Source organism: Pseudomonas fluorescens group sp. (genome assembly GCF_020093335.1).
GTDB classification, from domain to species: Bacteria; Pseudomonadota; Gammaproteobacteria; order Pseudomonadales; family Pseudomonadaceae; genus Aquipseudomonas; species Aquipseudomonas petroselini.
This window is the reverse complement of record NZ_JAIOKW010000007.1, coordinates 118,318-136,737: the sequence shown is the minus strand read 5'-3', so window position 1 is coordinate 136,737 and position 18,420 is coordinate 118,318. Positions and strand designations below refer to the sequence as shown.

The window sequence follows — 18,420 nt, the reverse complement described above, 5'->3', positions numbered from 1 at the left end:
TTCAACCATCGCCAGACGGCCCCGCCAAAAGCGTTTGGTGGTAAGCTCGCGCACCATGAATATCTACAGCTCTCGCCCTGTTGTCCTCTGTCTCTCCGGCCATGATCCCAGTGGTGGCGCCGGCTTGCAGGCAGATATCGAAGCCCTGCTCGCCCAGGGTTGCCATGCGGCCCCGGCCGTCACCGCCCTGACCGTGCAGAACACCGTCAATGTCAGCGATTTCCGCGTGCTCGACCGCGAGTGGGTGCTGGCCCAGGCCAATGCCGTGCTCAGCGACTCGGACGTGGCGGCGGTCAAGCTGGGCATGCTCGGCTCCACCGCGATGGTCGACACCGTGGTCGAGCTGCTGCAGGCGCATCCACACCTGCCAGTGGTGTGCGACCCGGTGCTGCGTGCCGGCGGCGGCGGCAGCCTGGGCAAGGACGAAGTCGGCTATGCGATGCGCGAGCGGCTGTTGCCGCTGTCGCTGATCGCCACGCCGAACCTGCCCGAAGCGCGCATCCTCGCTGAACTGCCTGAAGGCACCGCGGACGAATGCGCCGAGAAGCTGTTGCCGTATATCAAGCACCTGCTGATCACCGGCGGCCACGGGGACGAGCACGAAGTGCACAACCGCTTATACAGCCGCGACGGCACGCGCCAGACCTTTACCTGCCAGCGCCTGCCCGGCAGCTATCATGGTTCGGGCTGCACGTTGGCCAGTGCATTGGCCGGTCGGATTGCCCACGGTGAAGGCTTGGTCAGCGCCGTGCAATCGGCACTCAACTACACTTGGCGCACCCTGCGTGACGCTGAACAACTCGGCCAGGGCCAGTTTGTACCGCGCCGGTTGCCGCTGGATTTCTGCTCTTAAAAGCACGAGGCCTGCCTGATGAAACTACGTGGCCTTTACGCCATTACCGACAGCCAACTGTTGGCCGGCAAATTCCTCGCCTACGTCGAAGCGGCGTTGGACGGTGGCGTGACCCTGCTGCAGTACCGCGACAAAAGCAGCGACGAAGCCCGCCGCCTGCGCGAAGCCGAAAAGCTGCGGGAGCTGTGCTCGCGCTACAAGACCCAACTGATCATCAACGACGACGCTGAACTGGCCGCGCGCCTAGGCGTCGGCGTGCACCTGGGCCAGACCGACGGCCCACTGACCCCGGCCCGCGCACTGCTGGGCTCCAAGGCCATCATCGGCTCGACCTGCCACAGCCAGATCGAACTGGCCGAACAGGCCGCCAAAGAAGGCGCCAGCTACGTCGCCTTCGGCCGCTTCTTCAATTCCAACACCAAGCCCGGCGCTCCGGCCGCCACGGTCGAGATGCTGGCCCAAGCCCGTGCGCGCGTGCAGCTGCCGATCTGCGTAATCGGCGGCATCACCCTGGAGAACGCCGAACCGCTGGTGGCGCACGGCGCCGACCTGCTGGCGGTGGTGCACGGCCTGTTTGGCGCCGACAGTACGCAGGAAGTCACGCGCCGCGCTCGCGCGTTCAACGATCTGCTTAAAATTTCAGTTTAGAGAGCCCCCTCATGTCCCGTTCCGAAACACTGTTTGCCAATGCTCAGAAACACATCCCCGGCGGTGTGAACTCCCCCGTGCGTGCGTTCAAGAGCGTCGGCGGCACGCCGCTGTTCTTCAAGCATGCCGAAGGCGCCTACGTCACCGACGAAGATGACAAACGCTACGTCGACTACGTCGGCTCCTGGGGCCCGATGATCCTCGGCCACAGCCACCCGGACGTGCTGGACGCGGTGCGCAAGCAGCTGGAACACGGCCTGTCGTACGGCGCGCCGACCGCCATGGAAACCGAAATGGCGGACTTGGTGTGCGCCATCGTGCCGTCGATGGAAATGGTGCGCATGGTCAGCTCCGGCACCGAAGCCACCATGAGCGCGATCCGCCTGGCCCGTGGTTTCACCGGCCGCGACAGCATCATCAAGTTCGAAGGCTGCTACCACGGTCACTCCGACAGCCTGTTGGTGAAAGCCGGCTCCGGCCTGCTGACCCAGGGCGTGCCGAGCTCGGCCGGTGTCCCGGCGGCGTTTGCCAAACACACCCTGACTCTGCCGTTCAACGACATCGCCGCCGTCGAGCAGATGCTCAATGAAGTGGGCCAGGACGTGGCGTGCATCATCGTTGAGCCAGTGGCCGGCAATATGAACTGCGTACCGCCGGCGCCGGGTTTCCTCGAAGGCCTGCGCGAGCAGTGCGACAAGCACGGCGTGGTGCTGATTTTCGACGAAGTGATGACCGGTTTCCGTGTCGCCCTCGGCGGTGCCCAGGCTCACTACGGCGTCACGCCGGACCTGAGCACCTTCGGCAAGATCATCGGCGGCGGTATGCCGGTGGGCTGCTTCGGCGGTAAACGCGAGATCATGCAGCACATCGCGCCGCTGGGCCCGGTGTACCAGGCCGGCACCTTGTCCGGTAACCCGCTGGCGATGGCCGCCGGCCTGACCACCCTGCGCCTGATCAGCCGTCCAGGCTTCCACGCCGAGCTGACCGACTACACCACGCGCTTGCTCGACGGCCTGCAACAGCGCGCCGATGCCGCCGGTATCCCATTTGTTACCACCCAGGCGGGCGGTATGTTCGGCCTGTACTTCAGCGGTGCCGACGACATCGTCACCTTTGATGACGTGATGGGCAGCGATGCCGACCTGTTCAAACGCTTCTTCCACCTGATGCTGGAAGGCGGCGTGTACCTGGCGCCGAGCGCCTTCGAGGCCGGCTTCACCTCAATCGCCCATGGCGACGCCGAGCTGAAACTGACCCTCGACGCCGCTGAACGCGCCTTCGCTGCACTGAAATAATTGGCCGCAAAAATCAGACACCGCCCAAACGGTGTCTGATTTGCTACTTTGCCTACAGAGCTTTCCGAGTTTTTTCGAGAAATTACCTGCAATCCGGCAGATAACTTGCCCAACCAGCAGAAAAACGAGTAAAGACTTTGTAAGCAGAGGCCTGCTTATTTCATAATGCGCGCTTATTGGACCCCCCGAGGGTCCGCGTGCCCCGTCAGAGGTAAGTCGATTCCCATGAAACGCACCGGCCGCACCCTGGTTCTGGGCTGCCTGTTGCTCCTTCAGCCGCTGCTGGCACATGCACAAGCAGGCGGCAACTCGTTGTTAATCCCAGCGATGGGTCGCTGCACCCTCAATACCCAGCCAGACAGCCAGGCCGAATCCCTGAGCGCGTGCCAGAAACAGGCTGACGGCGGGGATGCGCAAGCGCAATACGAGTTGGGCGAGTACTTCCACGACAGCAAAAACCCTGCACGCGACCTCAACAAAGCCTTGAGCTACTTCGAGAAAGCGTCGTTGCAGGGCCATGCGCAGGCGCAATTCGAACTGGGTAACATGTTCTTCAAAGGCGAAGGCGTACCGGCCAATAACGTCCAGGCGTATATCGTGCTGAAAATGGCGGCGGTCAACGGTGCGGAAGATGCTCTGGATACGGCCGACGAAGTGGCCGAGCACATGCAGCGCGATGAACTCGAAGTGGCGACCCAGGTACTCGGCCAGATTTTCCGTAATTACCTGCAGGAACTGCAGAGCGCGGATGGGCGTTCGCCCTTCTCCCCCCTGCCCTAGACCCTGCCCTTGTGGCGAGGGAGCTTGCTCCCGCTGGGCTGCGACACGGCCCCAGCCCCCCTTCACTGACTTCTATATGACACACCTGTATGGCATTGGGGCCGCTTCGCGCCCCAGCGGGAGCAAGCTCCCTCGCCACAAAAGACTTATTTCTCAGGCATCGGCATCGGAAACGGCATCACATTGCTGGTGCCCCGCGCCTCGCTGATCTTCGGCGTGCCCAGGCGCTCGACTTCATCGATGCGCACAATCGAATGCATCGGCACAAAACTGCGCACCACGCCTTCAAACTGAGCCTTGAGCTTCTCCTCGCCCGGGTCGACGACCAATTGAGTGCGCTCGCCAAAGACGAATTCTTCCACCTCCAGGAAACCCCACAGATCGCTCTGATAGATCTGCTTGGCGTACATTTCGAATACCTGGCCCTGGTTGAGGAAAATCACCTTATAGATTGGAGCTTCACGTTTGGTCATGGTGGGCGAGGAACACATGGGGGATATAAAAGAGGGCGCGAACTATAGCATGGCACCCGATGCACAGCGCTAGGAACCGATGGGCATGACCCCTATAATGCGCGGTTCTTTACCACCAGTTGACGATTCCCATGGCCAAGAAGCTTTACATCGAAACCCACGGTTGCCAGATGAACGAGTACGACAGCTCGCGCATGGTCGACTTGCTGGGTGAACACCAGGCCCTGGAAGTCACCGCCCGCGCCGAAGATGCCGACGTGATCCTGCTCAATACCTGCTCGATCCGCGAGCGGGCCCAGGACCGTGTGTACTCGCAGCTGGGCCGCTGGCGCGAATTGAAGCTGGCCAACCCGGACATGGTGATCGCCGTCGGCGGTTGCGTGGCCAGCCAGGAAGGCGCCGCGATCCGCGACCGCGCGCCCTATGTCGACGTGGTCTTCGGCCCGCAGACCCTGCACCGACTGCCGGAAATGATCGACGCCGCCCGTATCACCAAGCTGCCGCAGGTTGACGTCTCGTTCCCGGAAATCGAAAAGTTCGACCACTTGCCCGAGCCGCGTATCGACGGGCCGAGCGCCTATGTGTCGGTAATGGAAGGCTGCAGCAAGTACTGCACGTTCTGCGTGGTGCCCTACACCCGTGGCGAGGAAGTCAGCCGGCCATTTGACGACGTGCTGTCGGAAATCATCCACCTGGCCGAAAACGGCGTGCGCGAAGTGACCCTGCTGGGCCAGAACGTCAACGGCTATCGCGGCCTGACCCAGGACGGCCGCCTGGCCGACTTGGCGGAGCTGATCCGCGTGGTCGCAGCGGTGGACGGTATCGAGCGGATTCGCTACACCACCTCGCACCCGCTGGAGTTCTCCGACAGCCTCATCCAGGCCCACGCCGAAGTGCCGGAACTGGTCAAGCACCTGCACTTGCCGGTGCAGTCGGGTTCGGACCGCATTTTGTCAGCGATGAAGCGCAACCACACCGCACTGGAATACAAATCCAAACTGCGCAAACTGCGCGCGGCGGTGCCCGGCATCTGCATCAGCTCGGACTTCATCGTCGGCTTCCCCGGTGAAACCGAGAAAGACTTCCAGCAGACCATGAAGCTGATCGAAGACGTCGGTTTCGACTTTTCCTACTCGTTCGTCTACAGCCAGCGCCCCGGCACCCCGGCGGCCGATCTTGTGGATGAAACCCCGGAAGCGCTGAAAAAAGAGCGTCTCAACGCCTTGCAACATCGCTTGAACCAGCAGGGTTTCGAGATCAGCCGACAAATGGTCGGTTCCACCCAACGCATCCTGGTCACCGACTACTCGAAAAAAGACCCGGGTGAACTGCAGGGCCGTACCGAGAACAACCGAATCGTAAACTTCCGTTGCGACAATCCGACCCTGATCGGCCAGTTTGCCGATGTGCACATCGATGCGGCTCAGCCCCATTCGTTGCGTGGGTCGTTGTTGCAATAATGACCTGATTAACACCGACTCAATGTGGGAGGGGGCTTGCCCCCGATGGCGGCGAATCAGATCACACATTTATTGCTGACACATCGCTATCGGGGGCAAGCCCCCTCCCACATTTGAACTGCATGGCATCAGGGTTAGATAAGTGCTTTCGTACCCGCGCCTCTGGCGTTATTCTCTATTTCACCTCAACAGCCAAAGGGCGGCTAAAAGCGACCTTGAACGCACCCATAGTAGAACCCCATCGTTTTCTCCTCGAGCCTTTTGAGGCTCGCCGTTTCGCCAACCTGTGCGGACAGTTCGACGAGCACCTGCGCCTGATCGAACAACGCCTGAGCATCGAGATCCGCAACCGCGGCAATCAGTTCGAACTCATTGGTGAACCTCAACACACCACGTCCGCAGAAAACCTGCTGCGCCGTCTCTACCGCGAAACCAAGGGCAGCGAACTGTCGCCGGAAACGGTGCACCTGTACCTGCAGGAATCGGCAGTGGAAGACCTGGCCAACAATCCTGTGGCCGAAGCCAGCGTGGCCCTGCGTACCAAAAAAGGCATGATTCGCCCGCGCGGCTTGAATCAGCAGAAGTACGTCAAGGAAATCCTCGGCAACGACATCAACTTCGGCATCGGCCCCGCCGGTACCGGCAAGACCTACCTGGCCGTGGCCTGCGCGGTCGACGCACTGGAGCGCGAGCAAGTGCGCCGCATCCTGCTGGTGCGCCCGGCGGTCGAGGCGGGCGAAAAGCTCGGCTTCCTGCCCGGCGACCTGGCCCAGAAGATCGACCCGTACCTGCGCCCGCTCTACGACGCACTCTACGAGATGCTAGGCTTTGAATACGTGGCCAAGCTGATCGAGCGCCAGGTGATCGAGATCGCCCCGCTGGCCTACATGCGCGGGCGCACCCTGAACAACAGCTTCATCATCCTCGACGAAAGCCAGAACACCACGGTCGAGCAAATGAAGATGTTCCTCACCCGGATCGGTTTCGGCTCTACCGCCGTGATCACTGGCGACGTCACCCAAGTCGACCTGCCCAAGGGCACCAAGTCGGGCCTGGCCCAGGTGATCGAGGTGCTCAAGGACGTACCGGGCATCAGCTTCACGCACTTCATGCCCAAGGACGTGGTCCGCCATCCGCTGGTGCAGCGTATTGTCGAAGCCTACGAGCGCTTCGACCATCGCGACGATGCGCCGGCCAAGGACGTGCGCCGCGATGCTTGAGCTAGACCTGCAGCTGGCCACCGAAGCGCCCGCCCCCAGCGAAGCACAGTTCCGTGAATGGTGCGCCCTGGCCCTGCGCCAGCGCACCGCCGACTCGGAACTGACCATTCGCCTGGTCGACGAGCCCGAGGGCCGCGAGCTGAACCACACCTGGCGCCAGAAGGATTACGCGACCAACGTGCTGTCCTTCCCCGCCGACGTGCCGGATGAACTGCTGGATATCCCGTTGCTGGGCGACCTGGTCATCTGTGTCGAGGTGGTGGAGCGCGAAGCGAAGGAACAGGGCAAGGAACTTGAGGCCCACTGGGCTCATCTAGTCATCCACGGCTGCTTGCATCTCTTGGGTTACGACCATATAGACGATGACGAAGCCGAGGAAATGGAAACACTGGAACAAACGTTGCTTGCAGAATTGGGTCATCCGGACCCGTATGCAGACGACGACGCTCAAAAACACTCAACTGTAACAATAAAGGATTCAGAGTAATCGCTATGAGCGAAGACCGATCGAGCAACGGGCAGAAGTCATGGCTGGGTAAACTGACCCAGGCTTTTGCCCACGAGCCGAAAAACCGCCAGGAGCTGCTTGAGCTGCTGCGCGAGGCCCATCAAAACAAGTTGCTGGACAGCGAAGCGCTGGCCATTGTCGAAGGCGCCATCCAGGTGGCTGACCTGCAAGTACGGGACATCATGGTCCCGCGCTCGCAGATGATCAGCATCAAGGCGACCCAGACACCACGGGAATTCCTCCCGGCCGTGATCGACTCCGCGCACTCGCGCTACCCGGTGATCGGTGAAAGCCATGACGACGTCATGGGCGTCCTGCTGGCCAAGGACCTGCTGCCGCTGATCCTCAAGGAGAACGGCGACAGCTTCAACATCAAGGACCTGCTGCGTCCGGCCACCTTCGTGCCTGAGTCCAAGCGCCTGAATGTGCTGTTGCGCGAGTTTCGCGCCAACCACAATCACATGGCCATTGTGATCGACGAATACGGTGGCGTGGCGGGCCTGGTCACGATTGAAGACGTGCTGGAACAGATCGTCGGCGACATCGAAGACGAACACGACGTCGAAGAAGACAGCTACATCAAGCCACTGCCCAGCGGTGACTTCCTGATCAAGGCATTGACGCCGATTGAGAACTTCAACGAGTTCTTCGACAGCGAATTCTCCGACGACGAGTTCGACACCGTCGGCGGCCTGGTGATGAGTGCGTTTGGCCATCTGCCAAAACGTAACGAAACCACCGAGATCGGCGCTTATCGCTTCCGCATCCTGAATGCCGATAGCCGTCGTATCCACCTGATCCGCCTGACACCTATTGCTCGCTAAGGACTGAAATGCACCGTCTCACCGCTCCCGGCTGGCCCGGTAATTTGCTGGCCGTGGTGGCCGGTGCTATCACGACCCTGGCGCTGGCGCCGTTCGATCTGTGGCCGTTTGCACTGGTAGCGGTCGGATTCTTCTATGTAGGGCTGCGTGAATTGAGCCCTCGGCAGGCGCTGGGCCGTGGCTGGTGCTTCGGTTTCGGCCTGTTTGGCGCCGGCACCAGCTGGATCTACTACAGCATCCATCACTTCGGCGGCGCTTCGGTGCTGCTGGCTGGCTTCTTGATGCTGCTGTTTACCGCCGCGATTGCCTGGTTCTTCGCCCTGCCCGCCTGGCTGTGGGCGCGCTGGTTGCGCCGCAATGAGGCGCCGTTGGCGGATGCGCTGACGTTTGCCGCGTTGTGGGTCGGCCAGGAAGCGTTTCGCGGCTGGTTCCTCACCGGTTTCCCGTGGTTGTACTCCGGTTACAGCCAACTCGACGGCCCACTCACTGGCCTGGCGCCCTTGGGCGGCATGTGGCTGATTTCCTTTGCCTTGGCACTCACCGCAGCGCTGCTGTGCAACCTGCCGCGCCTGTTGGCCACTAAACGCAACGCGTTTATTGGTGCAGGCCTGGTGTTGCTGGTAGCGCCCTGGGCGATCGGCCTGGCACTCAAGCATCACGCCTGGACCAGCCCGTCTGGCGCGCCGCTGAGCGTGGCGGCCATTCAGGGCAATGTCGAACAAAGCATGAAATGGGACCCGGAGCAGCTCAACGCGCAGCTCGCGCTGTACCGCGACATGAGCTTCAGTTCCAAGCGTGTCGATTTGCTGGTGTGGCCAGAAACGGCGGTGCCGGTGCTCAAAGAGTCCGTTGAGGGCTACCTGGGCATGATGGGCAAGTTCGCCGCCGACCGGCACACCGCGCTGATCACCGGCGTACCGATCCGCCAGGAAGTGCACCACCAGAAGCGCTACTTCAACGGCATCACCGTGGTCGGCGAAGGCGACGGTACCTACCTGAAACAGAAGCTGGTGCCCTTTGGTGAATACGTGCCGCTGCAAGACATGCTGCGCGGCCTGATTGCCTTCTTCGACCTGCCGATGTCGGACTTCGCGCGCGGCCCGTCCGACCAGGCAATGCTCCAGGCCAAGGGCTATCAGATTGCGCCGTTCATTTGCTACGAAGTGGTGTACCCGGAATTCGCTGCCGGGCTGTCAGCCCAGAGCGATTTGCTGCTGACCATCAGCAACGACACCTGGTTCGGCCGCTCGATCGGTCCCCTGCAGCACCTGCAAATGGCGCAGATGCGTGCGCTGGAAGCCGGACGCTGGATGATCCGTGCCACCAACAACGGCGTGACCGGCCTGATCAACCCTTTTGGGCAGATCACCGCGCAAATCCCGCAATTCGAACGCGGCATCCTCTACGGAGAAGTCGTGCCAATGCATAACCTCACGCCGTACCTGCAATGGCGTTCATGGCCGTTGATCATCGTGTGCCTGGGGTTGTTTGGCTGGGCATTGCTGGCGGGCCGGATGGCCAAAACCGTCTGACAGAATCAAAACTAACTAATGTGGGAGGGGGCTTGCTCCCGATAGCGGAATGTCAGTCGGTACCTCCGATACTCATACACCGCGATCGGGAGCAAGCCCCCTCCCACATTTGGATTTGCGGCGTTATCGGTAAAACAACCGGTAGCCTATCTGCCCCACCGCTTCATTGATCAACTGCCCGCTCTGCCACACCGACTTGAACTCCGGCATCCACCCGCCCAGCGGCCTGGCGTTGTCCACGCCCAGGAAACCCACGGGTGCCGGCACCACGGTAAAGCCGGCCTTCTCAAAGCTCCACACCGAACGCGGCATATGCCAGGCTTGAGTAACGACCACCACGCGCTTGATACCCTCGGGCAGCAGGATCTCGGCGCTCATCTGCGCATTTTCCCAGGTCGTACGGCTGCGCTCTTCTTTCCAGCGCACCGTCACGCCAAAGTCATCCTGCATCGACACCGCCATCAACGCCGCCTCACTGGGCGGCGTGCCGTAATGCAGGCCGCCGGTGGTCAGCACCGGCAGCCCGGACGCCTTGGCCAATCGTGCGGCATAACGCTGGCGCTCCAGGCCGATACCCGTGGGCTGGTCGGTGCCCCAGGCCGGATCACCGCGTTCACGCCCCGAGCCCAAGACCACGATGGCATCGGCGCGCTGGGCCAGGGTCGACCAGTCCTCACGGGCCAACGGCGGCTCGCTTTCCAGCGCCCGTGCGCCCCACTCCACCGCCACCGGCAGGCTGATCAGCCACATGCCCCCCAAACCCAGGGCGAAGCAGACAGCCGCCAAGCGCGGGCGGCTACGACGAAACCACCAGGCAAGCGCCAGCAGCAGCAAGAAAATGCCGGGCGGCAGCAGCAGTTGTTTGATGAAATAACGAATAGGCATCGGGCATCTCCATAGATGCCCGAAGCCTAAGGTGTAACGGGGTTTAGCGACAATCTTTACAGTGAAATGGCGGTGATGCCGTTCAGGGGGGCAGTGAATTACTTGTAGCGGGCGGACCGGAGCTTTTCCGGGCCACGACCGGCCGACAAGTCCTTGAGCCACACCACCTTGGCTGAATGCGTAGGCTCCTTGATGGGCGGGGTTGCCACCCAAGGAGGCGCGCTGCGCCCATTACGTTCCAGATAAGCCTTGATCAGTTCCAGCTCCGCACGGCTCAAGCCGCGCAGTTCCAACTCGACAGGCCGTTCATCACGCAATCGGCCCGCCGTCCTCGCTGCATCCAATGCACGACCCAATCGGTCGATCAGTCCTTCGTAGATATCCGGTTTCGATACGATTCGCTGCGATTCAACCATCCCCTCACCTCATTGAAGATATGACTCACTCCCCAATAAACAGCGTAGCCCCCGTGGCTGTACCTGCCTGGCGCCGCGACAGACGGCCCTGCCTGCGCAATCAGGGTTTCCCTCGATAGAGTGGGGTCATGTATGCTACGGCGCTTCCTGTAACTCCACTTCCCGCAGGGTTTGGGCACGGACGCGCCGCTTTTTGGTGTCGATCAACCCAAGCCATGCACCGAAGAGGATTAGGCCACCCCTATTCAGTTCAAAAGTAGCCATGCACGAACACTACCAGCCCCGTGAAATAGAAAATGCCGCCCAATCCTTCTGGGACGAGCAGAAGTCCTTTGAAGTCAGTGAACAGCCAGGCAAGGAGACATTCTATTGCCTATCGATGTTCCCTTACCCCAGCGGCAAGCTGCACATGGGGCACGTGCGCAACTACACCATCGGTGACGTGATTTCGCGCTACCAGCGCATGCAAGGCAAGAACGTCCTGCAACCCATGGGTTGGGATGCCTTCGGCATGCCGGCGGAAAACGCCGCGATGAAAAACAACGTGGCCCCCGCCAAGTGGACCTACGAAAACATCGCCTACATGAAGAACCAGCTGCGCAGCCTGGGCCTGGCGGTGGATTGGTCACGCGAAGTGACCACCTGCAAGCCGGACTACTACCGCTGGGAACAATGGCTGTTCACTCGCCTGTTCGAAAAAGGCGTGATCTACAAAAAAAGCGGCACCGTGAACTGGGACCCGATCGACCAGACCGTCCTGGCCAACGAGCAAGTGATCGACGGGCGCGGCTGGCGTTCCGGCGCGCTGATCGAAAAGCGCGAAATCCCGATGTACTACTTCAAGATCACCGCCTACGCGGATGAACTCTTGTCGAGCCTCGACGACCTGCCGGGCTGGCCCGAACAGGTCAAGACCATGCAACGCAACTGGATCGGCAAGTCCAAGGGCATGGAAGTGCAGTTCCCGTACAACGTCGACTCGATCGGCGAAGCGGGCGCACTCAAAGTCTTCACCACCCGTCCGGATACCCTGATGGGCGCGACCTACGTCGCCGTGGCCGCCGAACACCCGCTGGCCACCCAGGCCGCCCAGAACAACCCTGAGCTGCAAGCGTTCATCGCCGAATGCAAAGGCGGCAGCGTGGCCGAAGCCGACGTCGCCACCCAGGAGAAAAAAGGCCTGCCGACCGGGCTGTTCGTCGAGCACCCACTCACCGGTGAAAAGCTGCCGGTCTGGGTCGCCAACTACGTGCTGATGCACTATGGCGATGGCGCAGTCATGGCTGTGCCGGCCCACGACGAACGCGATTTCGAATTCGCCACTAAGTACAGCCTGCCGATCAAATCCGTGGTGCGCACCAGCTCGGGCGACACCAACCCGGCCCCGTGGCAAGACGCCTACGGCGAGCACGGTGAGCTGATCAACTCCGGCGAGTTTGACGGCCTGGACTTCCAGGGCGCCTTCGACGCCATCGAAGTCGCACTGATCAAGAAAAACCTCGGTGCCTCGCGCACCCAGTTCCGCCTGCGCGACTGGGGCATCAGCCGCCAGCGCTACTGGGGCTGCCCGATCCCGATCATCCACTGCGAAAGCTGTGGCGACGTGCCAGTACCGGAAGACCAATTGCCGGTCGTCCTGCCGGAAGACGTGGTGCCGGACGGCGCTGGCTCGCCACTGGCACGCATGCCCGAGTTCTACGAATGCAGCTGCCCGAAATGCGGCCAGCCTGCCAAGCGTGAAACCGACACCATGGACACCTTCGTCGAGTCCTCGTGGTACTACGCCCGCTACGCCTCGCCGCACTATGAAGGCGGCCTGGTGGAAAAATCCGCGGCCGACCATTGGTTGCCGGTGGACCAGTACATTGGCGGTATCGAACACGCCATCCTTCACCTGCTGTACGCGCGTTTCTTCCACAAGCTGATGCGTGACGAAGGCCTGGTGAGTTCCAATGAGCCGTTCAAGAACCTGCTGACCCAGGGCATGGTAGTCGCCGAGACTTACTATCGCCGTGAAGCCAATGGTGCGTACACCTGGTTCAACCCGGCCGACGTCGAGCTCGAGCGCGACAGCAAAGCCAAGGTCATCAGCGCCAAACTGATCGCCGACGGCCTGCCGGTGGAAATCGGCGGCACCGAGAAGATGGCCAAGTCGAAGAACAACGGCGTCGACCCACAGTCGATGATCGATCAGTTCGGCGCCGACACCTGCCGCCTGTTCATGATGTTCGCCTCGCCGCCCGACATGAGCGCCGAATGGTCCGACTCCGGCGTCGAAGGCTCGCACCGCTTCCTCAAGCGCGTCTGGCGCCTGGCGCACGCCCACATCAGCCAGGGCCTGCCAGGCAAACTGGACGTGGCCGCATTGAGCGACGAGCAGAAACTCATTCGCCGCAGCATCCACCTGGCCATCAAGCAAGCCAGCCAGGACGTGGGCCAGAACCACAAATTCAACACCGCCATCGCCCAAGTGATGACGCTGATGAACGTGCTGGAAAAAGCGCCACAAGCCACTGAACAGGATCGTGCGCTGGTGCAGGAAGGCCTGGAAACGGTCACCCTGCTGCTGGCCCCGATCACGCCGCACATCAGCCACGACCTGTGGAACCGCCTGGGCCACAGCGACGCCGTCATTGATGCGCGCTGGCCGGTGCAGGATGACAGCGCCCTGGTACAGGACACGCTGCAACTGGTGATCCAGGTCAACGGCAAACTGCGCGGCCAGATCGATATGCCGGCCACCGCCAGCCGCGAAGACGTCGAGGCGGCTGCCCGCGTCAACGAAAACGTGCTGCGCTTTACCGAAGGCCTGACGATCCGCAAAGTGATCGTCGTGCCTGGCAAACTGGTCAATATCGTCGCTAGCTAATCGGATCGGGCGCGGGGCTTGAGCCCTGCGCCGAACAAAGCCTTCAGGGCCTCGATAAGGCCCACATGGTTTCAAGGGGAGCAACAAAATGATCAAACGCAATTTGCTGGTGATGGGCCTTGCCGTGCTGTTGAGCGCTTGCGGCTTCCAGCTGCGCGGCACCGGCACCACTGACCTGACGATCAAGGAATTGGACGTCAGCGCCCGCGACGCCTACAGCCAGACAGTCACGCAGCTGCGTCAGGTCCTGGAAAACAGCGGCGTTCACGTCTACACCGGCGCGACCTACAAGTTGTTCCTGGCCAATGAAAAAGAAACCCAGCGCAACCTGAGCTACGCCAGCGCCGGGCGTGCGTCCGATATCGAACTGAGCACCCAGCTCAACTTTGAAATCCAGGGCCGCGACCACCTGCCCTTGATGGCTGACAACATCCAAGTGCAGAAAATCGTCAGCCACGACGGCAACAACCTCGTGGGTTCGGATTCCGAAATCATCCAGGTGCGCAAGGAAATGCGTCGTGAGCTGGTACAGCGCATGGTCCTGCGCCTGTCGATGATCACCCCGGAACAACTCGAGACCTTGCAGCAACGCGCTGACGACAAGGCCAAGGCGGATGCCGACGCACTGAAAGCCGCGCAAGAGTATGAAAACAACACGCCGAAACAATCGCCTGTTGAAGTACCTGTCGAGTAAGCCAGACGGGGCGCTTCAAACGCCCCGTTCGCCCTGCCTATGAAACTCGCCCCCGCCCAACTCGCCAAACACCTGCAAGGTGGCCTCGCGCCTGTCTACGTCGTCAGCGGTGATGACCCGCTGCTGTGCCAGGAAGCCGCCGACGCGATTCGCACCGCCGCGCGCCAGCAAGGTTTCGATGAACGCCAGGTATTCAGCGCCGACGCCAGTTTCGACTGGGGCACGTTGCTGCAAGCTGGCGCGAGCATGTCGCTGTTTGCCGAAAAACGCCTGCTGGAACTGCGTTTGCCGTCGGGCAAGCCGGGTGACAAGGGCGCGGCCGCCTTCATTGAATACTGCTCACGGCCTGCCGAAGACACGGTCTTGCTGATCAGCCTGCCCAAGCTTGACGGCAGCGCGCAGAAAACCAAATGGGGCAAGGCCCTGGTGGAAGGGGCGCAAACCCAGTTCATCCAGATATGGCCAGTGGACAGCAACCAGTTGCCGCAGTGGATTCGCCAACGCCTGTCTCAGTCAGGGCTGTCGGCCACCCAGGACGCAGTGGAACTGATCGCCGCCCGAGTCGAAGGCAACTTGCTTGCCGCCGCCCAGGAAATCGAAAAGCTCAAGCTGATGGCCGAAGACGGGCAGATTACCGTCGAGACCGTCCAAGGCGCCGTCGCGGATAGCGCACGCTTTGATGTGTTCGGACTGGTGGACGCGATCCTCAATGGCGAACCCGCCCACGCCCTGCGCATGCTGGAAGGCCTGCGCGGTGAAGGCGTCGAGCCACCGGTGATTCTCTGGGCCCTGGCCCGGGAGTTGCGGGTGCTGGCCAACATCGCCCTGCAATACAGCCAGGGCACGCCGCTGGACAAAGCCTTCAGCCAGGCCAAGCCGCCGGTGTGGGACAAGCGCAAACCCTTGATGAGCAAAGCCCTGCAACGGCATTCGGCGCAACGCTGGGCGCAGCTTTTGCTTGAGGCGCAACGCATTGATGCGCAGATCAAGGGCCAAGCGGCCGGTTCGCCGTGGATGAGCCTGAGCCGTTTGTCGCTGTTGATGGCCGGCCAGCGCCTGACACTTCCCGCCGAATAACCCCTCTCTCAAATCACTGAAAATCCACTGTGGGAAGGGGCTTGCCCCCGATAGCGGTGTATCAGTCAAAGATGTATTACTGACACTCCCTCATCGGGGGCAAGCCCCCTCCCACATTTTGATTGCATTTACATTTTCACAAATGTGCTGGGCTTTACAGGCAAGCAACTTCGGCAGATGATTCGCACCGTTTCCCCCCTCCAAGAGAGAAGTAACCATGAGCAAAAAGCCATCCAAGCATGGCCCCAACAAGGCCAAATCCATCATCGCCCAGCCACTGTTCCGCAGCCGTCAGGAACGCGCCGGCAAGGGCAAAGGCAGCTACCGCCGCGAAGCCTTCCAGTCTAATAGCTGGGAGGCTTCTTACTTTCTGGCTGCCTGAAGGCAAGCGCCCCTCTGGCATGATAAGGTCTGCACCTGATTTGTAATCCCTGGACCTGTGCATGCCCTCTAGTCTTTCCCGTCGTTGGCACCTGCGCCAACTGATCGCTGCCTCCAGCCTCATTCTGCTTGTCGCCTGCGCCGAGAAACCCACCGCCGCCGACGCTCAACCGCTGCCCAAGCTCCAGACCGCACCCGTGGTAGCGCCCGCTGTCGTGGCCCCGCTGGCTGTGGATAACCTCGATATCCAACCGACCCAGACCTTTGCCGAATGGCAGGCGGCCTTTCGTGTGCAAGCCCTGCAGGCCGGCATCACCGCCGCCGTGTTCGACAATGCCTTCGCCAACGTCACCCCTGACATGGCGGTGATCCGCGCCGACCGCAGCCAGCCGGAATTTTCCCGCCCGGTATGGGAATACCTCGACGGCGCCCTGTCTCCCGTGCGCGTGCGTAATGGCCAGGCATTGCTGATCAAATACGCCGACATCCTGCAAAGCATCGAGCAACGTTATGGCGTCGACCGCCAGGCGCTGGTGTCGGTGTGGGGCATGGAAAGCAATTTCGGCCAGTTCCAGGGCAATAACTCGGTGATCCGCTCCCTGGCGACCCTGGCCTACGAAGGCCGTCGCCCCGCGTTTGCACAAGCGCAGTTGCTGGCAGCGCTGCAGATCATCCAGCACGGCGATATCCAGGCCGACCAGATGAAAGGCTCCTGGGCCGGGGCCATGGGCCAGACGCAATTTATCCCCACCACCTACAACACCCACGCCGTGGACTTCGATGGCGACGGTCGCCGCGATATCTGGAACAGCCCGGCCGATGCCCTCGCCTCCACCGCGCACTACCTGCAAAGCTCCGGCTGGCAGAAAGGCCAGCCGTGGGGCATGGAAGTGAAACAGCTGCCGACGAACTTCGATTACGCCCTGGCCGATGGCGGCACCCGCAAGACGGTGGCTGAATGGCTGAAGCTGGGCATCCAGCTGCCGCCAGGCGCCAGCATGCCGCCCAACGTAGACCAACTGTCCGCCGCCTTGCTGTTGCCGGCGGGTTATCGTGGCCCGGCGTTCCTGGTGCTGGATAACTTCCGCGCAATCCTCAAGTACAACAACTCGTCGTCCTACGCACTGGCGGTGGGACTGCTGTCGGAGCGTTTCGGTGGCGGGGGTGTGATTCGCGGCGATTGGCCGAAGGATGAGCTGCCACTGAGCCGCTCACAGCGTATCGACTTGCAGACGGCGCTGAGTGCCAACGGCTATGACGCAGGCAACCCGGACGGGATTATCGGCGCCAACACGCGCAAGGCGATTCGTGCAGCGCAGCAAGCGCTGGGCTGGCCGGCGGATGGGTATCCGACGGTGAAGTTGCTCGAGTCACTGCAAAACCGCTAGATCTGCCTAGGGCGACTAATGCTATAGGGAGCAAGCCCCCTCCCACATTTGGGCCGCGTACATCCTTTGGAGTGCGGTCAAATGTGGGAGGGGGCTTGCTCCCGATAGCGTTTTGCAGACGACAACAGCTTCAGGCTCTGAACACCACATCCTGCTCCAACACCACCCGCTGCTCCCCCGCATCCAACCTCACCAACGCGCCCATCGGCAACGTCAGGTTCGGATCACAATGCCCGCTGCGCCAGCCTGACAATACCGGAATGCATAACGGCGCAAAGGTCTGCTTGAGCAGCCGCTCCAGCGCAGCCTTGTCCACACCCGCCACATCCCCCACCAGCACACCCGCAACGTGTGCCAGCTTGCCCGCCAGACGCAGATGCGTCAGCAGCCGGTCGATGCGGTAGATCGGCTCGTTGACGTCTTCAATAAACAGGATGATGCCTCCTGCGTCGATTTCGTAAGGCGTGCCCATGACCGCCGCGATCATCGACAGGTTGCCACCCAGCAAGCGCCCGCAGGCGATGCCAGGCTCGATCGTGGTCAACGGGTAGGCCACCGGGTGCACCAACTCGCTGCCGGCGCCCAACTGACCGCGCAACAGGCTGAACAGTGACGACTCCGTGGGGGGTTGCTTGTCGCCCAACAGATCGGCATTGAGCATCGGGCCGTGGAAGGTCACAAAGCCCGCGTAACGGCTGATTGCCAGGTGCAGCGCGGTGATGTCGCTATAACCTACGAATGGCTTGGGGTTGGCGCGCAGCAGGTCAAAGTCCAAGCTATCGAGCAGACGCGGGGTGCCGTAGCCGCCGCGCAGACAGAAGATGGCATCGATTTCAGGGTCGGCGAAGGCGGCATGCAGGTCACGCAGGCGCACGGCATCGCTGCCAGCAAGGTAGCCGTCGCGTTCATAGACGCCGGGGAAGATTCGCAGGTCGTAGCCACGGGTACGCATCCATTGGCCGGCCTTTTCAACGTCCAGCGTGGCGGGGCCAGCGGGGGCGATCAAGGCGATGGTGCCTTCGGCACGCAATGCAGGTACGGCAGCAGTCATCCGCAGTTCTTCCTGAAATAACGCCAAACAAAATGTGGGAGGGGGGCGAGTTTACTTAAGATTAGA

The 18,420-nt window shown here is 61.6% G+C and carries 18 protein-coding genes; 14 read left to right on the top strand and 4 right to left on the bottom strand.

The annotated features are described in order from the left end of the window. The first annotated feature begins 55 nt into the window (after positions 1-55). The 4 genes from K7431_RS10705 (at position 56) to K7431_RS10690 (ending at position 3,576) form a co-directional block, all read left to right on the top strand. Positions 56-853, top strand: coding sequence for a hydroxymethylpyrimidine/phosphomethylpyrimidine kinase (locus K7431_RS10705; RefSeq protein ID WP_015886045.1), 798 nt, complete (start codon positions 56-58; stop codon positions 851-853). A gap of 18 nt (positions 854-871) precedes the next feature. Continuing rightward, entirely contained in the window at positions 872-1,501 is a 630-nt protein-coding gene (gene thiE, locus K7431_RS10700) for a thiamine phosphate synthase (RefSeq protein ID WP_015886046.1), read from the top strand. Positions 1,502-1,512: 11 nt separating this feature from the next. Continuing rightward, entirely contained in the window at positions 1,513-2,796 is a 1,284-nt protein-coding gene (gene hemL / locus K7431_RS10695; RefSeq protein WP_015886047.1) for a glutamate-1-semialdehyde 2,1-aminomutase, read from the top strand. Between the two features lie 225 nt (positions 2,797-3,021). After that, entirely contained in the window at positions 3,022-3,576 is a 555-nt protein-coding gene (locus K7431_RS10690) for a tetratricopeptide repeat protein (RefSeq protein ID WP_015886048.1), read from the top strand. A gap of 146 nt (positions 3,577-3,722) precedes the next feature. Here the strand turns inward: K7431_RS10690 and K7431_RS10685 are convergent, their stop codons facing one another. Further along, entirely contained in the window at positions 3,723-4,049 is a 327-nt protein-coding gene (locus K7431_RS10685; RefSeq protein WP_003194436.1) for a DUF1820 family protein, read from the bottom strand. 131 nt (positions 4,050-4,180) lie between these two features. Between K7431_RS10685 and miaB the strand changes: the two genes are divergently transcribed. From miaB to lnt, 5 genes are all read left to right on the top strand, one after another. Continuing rightward, positions 4,181-5,509, top strand: a complete 1,329-nt coding sequence (gene miaB, locus K7431_RS10680) for a tRNA (N6-isopentenyl adenosine(37)-C2)-methylthiotransferase MiaB (protein WP_015886049.1) — start codon at positions 4,181-4,183, stop codon at positions 5,507-5,509. Positions 5,510-5,724: 215 nt separating this feature from the next. Next, positions 5,725-6,729: a PhoH family protein gene (locus K7431_RS10675; protein ID WP_015886050.1), complete on the top strand. Its 1,005-nt coding sequence runs from the start codon at positions 5,725-5,727 to the stop codon at positions 6,727-6,729. Next, positions 6,722-7,216 (top strand): rRNA maturation RNase YbeY, encoded by a 495-nt coding sequence (ybeY, locus tag K7431_RS10670; protein WP_015886051.1) that lies wholly within the window; start codon positions 6,722-6,724, stop codon positions 7,214-7,216. Before K7431_RS10675 ends, ybeY begins: the two co-directional genes overlap by 8 nt. Before the next feature lie 5 nt (positions 7,217-7,221). Beyond that, the gene (locus tag K7431_RS10665; RefSeq protein WP_010206772.1) at positions 7,222-8,061 is read left to right on the top strand and encodes an HlyC/CorC family transporter; all 840 of its coding nucleotides are present in this window, start codon (positions 7,222-7,224) and stop codon (positions 8,059-8,061) included. A gap of 8 nt (positions 8,062-8,069) precedes the next feature. Next, positions 8,070-9,593: an apolipoprotein N-acyltransferase gene (gene lnt, locus K7431_RS10660; RefSeq protein WP_015886052.1), complete on the top strand. Its 1,524-nt coding sequence runs from the start codon at positions 8,070-8,072 to the stop codon at positions 9,591-9,593. A 123-nt stretch (positions 9,594-9,716) separates the two neighbouring features. Here lnt and K7431_RS10655 read toward each other — a convergent pair whose 3' ends face one another. Together K7431_RS10655 and K7431_RS10650 are read right to left on the bottom strand one after the other, a co-directional pair. Continuing rightward, positions 9,717-10,478, bottom strand: a complete 762-nt coding sequence (locus K7431_RS10655; protein WP_015886053.1) for a YdcF family protein — start codon at positions 10,476-10,478, stop codon at positions 9,717-9,719. Between the two features lie 98 nt (positions 10,479-10,576). Further along, a complete protein-coding gene (locus K7431_RS10650; protein WP_043205955.1) occupies positions 10,577-10,894 on the bottom strand; it encodes a hypothetical protein in 318 nt (105 codons plus the stop codon). A gap of 262 nt (positions 10,895-11,156) precedes the next feature. Between K7431_RS10650 and leuS the strand changes: the two genes are divergently transcribed. The 5 genes from leuS to K7431_RS10625 all read left to right on the top strand — a co-directional run bounded on the left by leuS (position 11,157) and on the right by K7431_RS10625 (position 17,303). Next, on the top strand, positions 11,157-13,763 hold the full coding sequence (leuS, locus tag K7431_RS10645; RefSeq protein ID WP_015886054.1) for a leucine--tRNA ligase: 2,607 nt from the start codon (positions 11,157-11,159) through the stop codon (positions 13,761-13,763). Positions 13,764-13,851: 88 nt separating this feature from the next. Next, positions 13,852-14,457, top strand: coding sequence for an LPS-assembly lipoprotein LptE (locus K7431_RS10640; RefSeq protein WP_015886055.1), 606 nt, complete (start codon positions 13,852-13,854; stop codon positions 14,455-14,457). Between the two features lie 39 nt (positions 14,458-14,496). Beyond that, entirely contained in the window at positions 14,497-15,534 is a 1,038-nt protein-coding gene (gene holA, locus K7431_RS10635) for a DNA polymerase III subunit delta (RefSeq protein WP_015886056.1), read from the top strand. A 217-nt stretch (positions 15,535-15,751) separates the two neighbouring features. Beyond that, on the top strand, positions 15,752-15,916 hold the full coding sequence (arfA, locus tag K7431_RS10630) for an alternative ribosome rescue factor ArfA (protein ID WP_003176285.1): 165 nt from the start codon (positions 15,752-15,754) through the stop codon (positions 15,914-15,916). Positions 15,917-15,977: 61 nt separating this feature from the next. After that, on the top strand, positions 15,978-17,303 hold the full coding sequence (locus K7431_RS10625) for a lytic murein transglycosylase (RefSeq protein ID WP_015886057.1): 1,326 nt from the start codon (positions 15,978-15,980) through the stop codon (positions 17,301-17,303). A gap of 130 nt (positions 17,304-17,433) precedes the next feature. On the opposite strand, the gene K7431_RS10620 is transcribed toward K7431_RS10625, so the two are convergent. Then, positions 17,434-18,354, bottom strand: coding sequence for a S66 peptidase family protein (locus tag K7431_RS10620; protein ID WP_015886058.1), 921 nt, complete (start codon positions 18,352-18,354; stop codon positions 17,434-17,436). Positions 18,355-18,420: the final 66 nt, after the last annotated feature.

What these genes read in the sequence shown, in the direction of transcription:
- K7431_RS10655 (WP_015886053.1), bottom strand. Translation starts at nt 10,478, where the DNA reads ATGCCTATTCGTTATTTCATCAAACAACTGCTGCTGCCGCCCGGCATT.
- miaB (WP_015886049.1), top strand. Translation starts at nt 4,181, where the DNA reads ATGGCCAAGAAGCTTTACATCGAAACCCACGGTTGCCAGATGAACGAG.
- K7431_RS10685 (WP_003194436.1), bottom strand. Translation starts at nt 4,049, where the DNA reads ATGACCAAACGTGAAGCTCCAATCTATAAGGTGATTTTCCTCAACCAG.
- hemL (WP_015886047.1), top strand. Translation starts at nt 1,513, where the DNA reads ATGTCCCGTTCCGAAACACTGTTTGCCAATGCTCAGAAACACATCCCC.
- ybeY (WP_015886051.1), top strand. Translation starts at nt 6,722, where the DNA reads ATGCTTGAGCTAGACCTGCAGCTGGCCACCGAAGCGCCCGCCCCCAGC.
- holA (WP_015886056.1), top strand. Translation starts at nt 14,497, where the DNA reads ATGAAACTCGCCCCCGCCCAACTCGCCAAACACCTGCAAGGTGGCCTC.
- K7431_RS10620 (WP_015886058.1), bottom strand. Translation starts at nt 18,354, where the DNA reads ATGACTGCTGCCGTACCTGCATTGCGTGCCGAAGGCACCATCGCCTTG.
- lnt (WP_015886052.1), top strand. Translation starts at nt 8,070, where the DNA reads ATGCACCGTCTCACCGCTCCCGGCTGGCCCGGTAATTTGCTGGCCGTG.
- K7431_RS10625 (WP_015886057.1), top strand. Translation starts at nt 15,978, where the DNA reads ATGCCCTCTAGTCTTTCCCGTCGTTGGCACCTGCGCCAACTGATCGCT.
- K7431_RS10665 (WP_010206772.1), top strand. Translation starts at nt 7,222, where the DNA reads ATGAGCGAAGACCGATCGAGCAACGGGCAGAAGTCATGGCTGGGTAAA.
- K7431_RS10640 (WP_015886055.1), top strand. Translation starts at nt 13,852, where the DNA reads ATGATCAAACGCAATTTGCTGGTGATGGGCCTTGCCGTGCTGTTGAGC.
- leuS (WP_015886054.1), top strand. Translation starts at nt 11,157, where the DNA reads ATGCACGAACACTACCAGCCCCGTGAAATAGAAAATGCCGCCCAATCC.
- thiE (WP_015886046.1), top strand. Translation starts at nt 872, where the DNA reads ATGAAACTACGTGGCCTTTACGCCATTACCGACAGCCAACTGTTGGCC.
- arfA (WP_003176285.1), top strand. Translation starts at nt 15,752, where the DNA reads ATGAGCAAAAAGCCATCCAAGCATGGCCCCAACAAGGCCAAATCCATC.
- K7431_RS10650 (WP_043205955.1), bottom strand. Translation starts at nt 10,894, where the DNA reads ATGGTTGAATCGCAGCGAATCGTATCGAAACCGGATATCTACGAAGGA.
- K7431_RS10690 (WP_015886048.1), top strand. Translation starts at nt 3,022, where the DNA reads ATGAAACGCACCGGCCGCACCCTGGTTCTGGGCTGCCTGTTGCTCCTT.
- K7431_RS10705 (WP_015886045.1), top strand. Translation starts at nt 56, where the DNA reads ATGAATATCTACAGCTCTCGCCCTGTTGTCCTCTGTCTCTCCGGCCAT.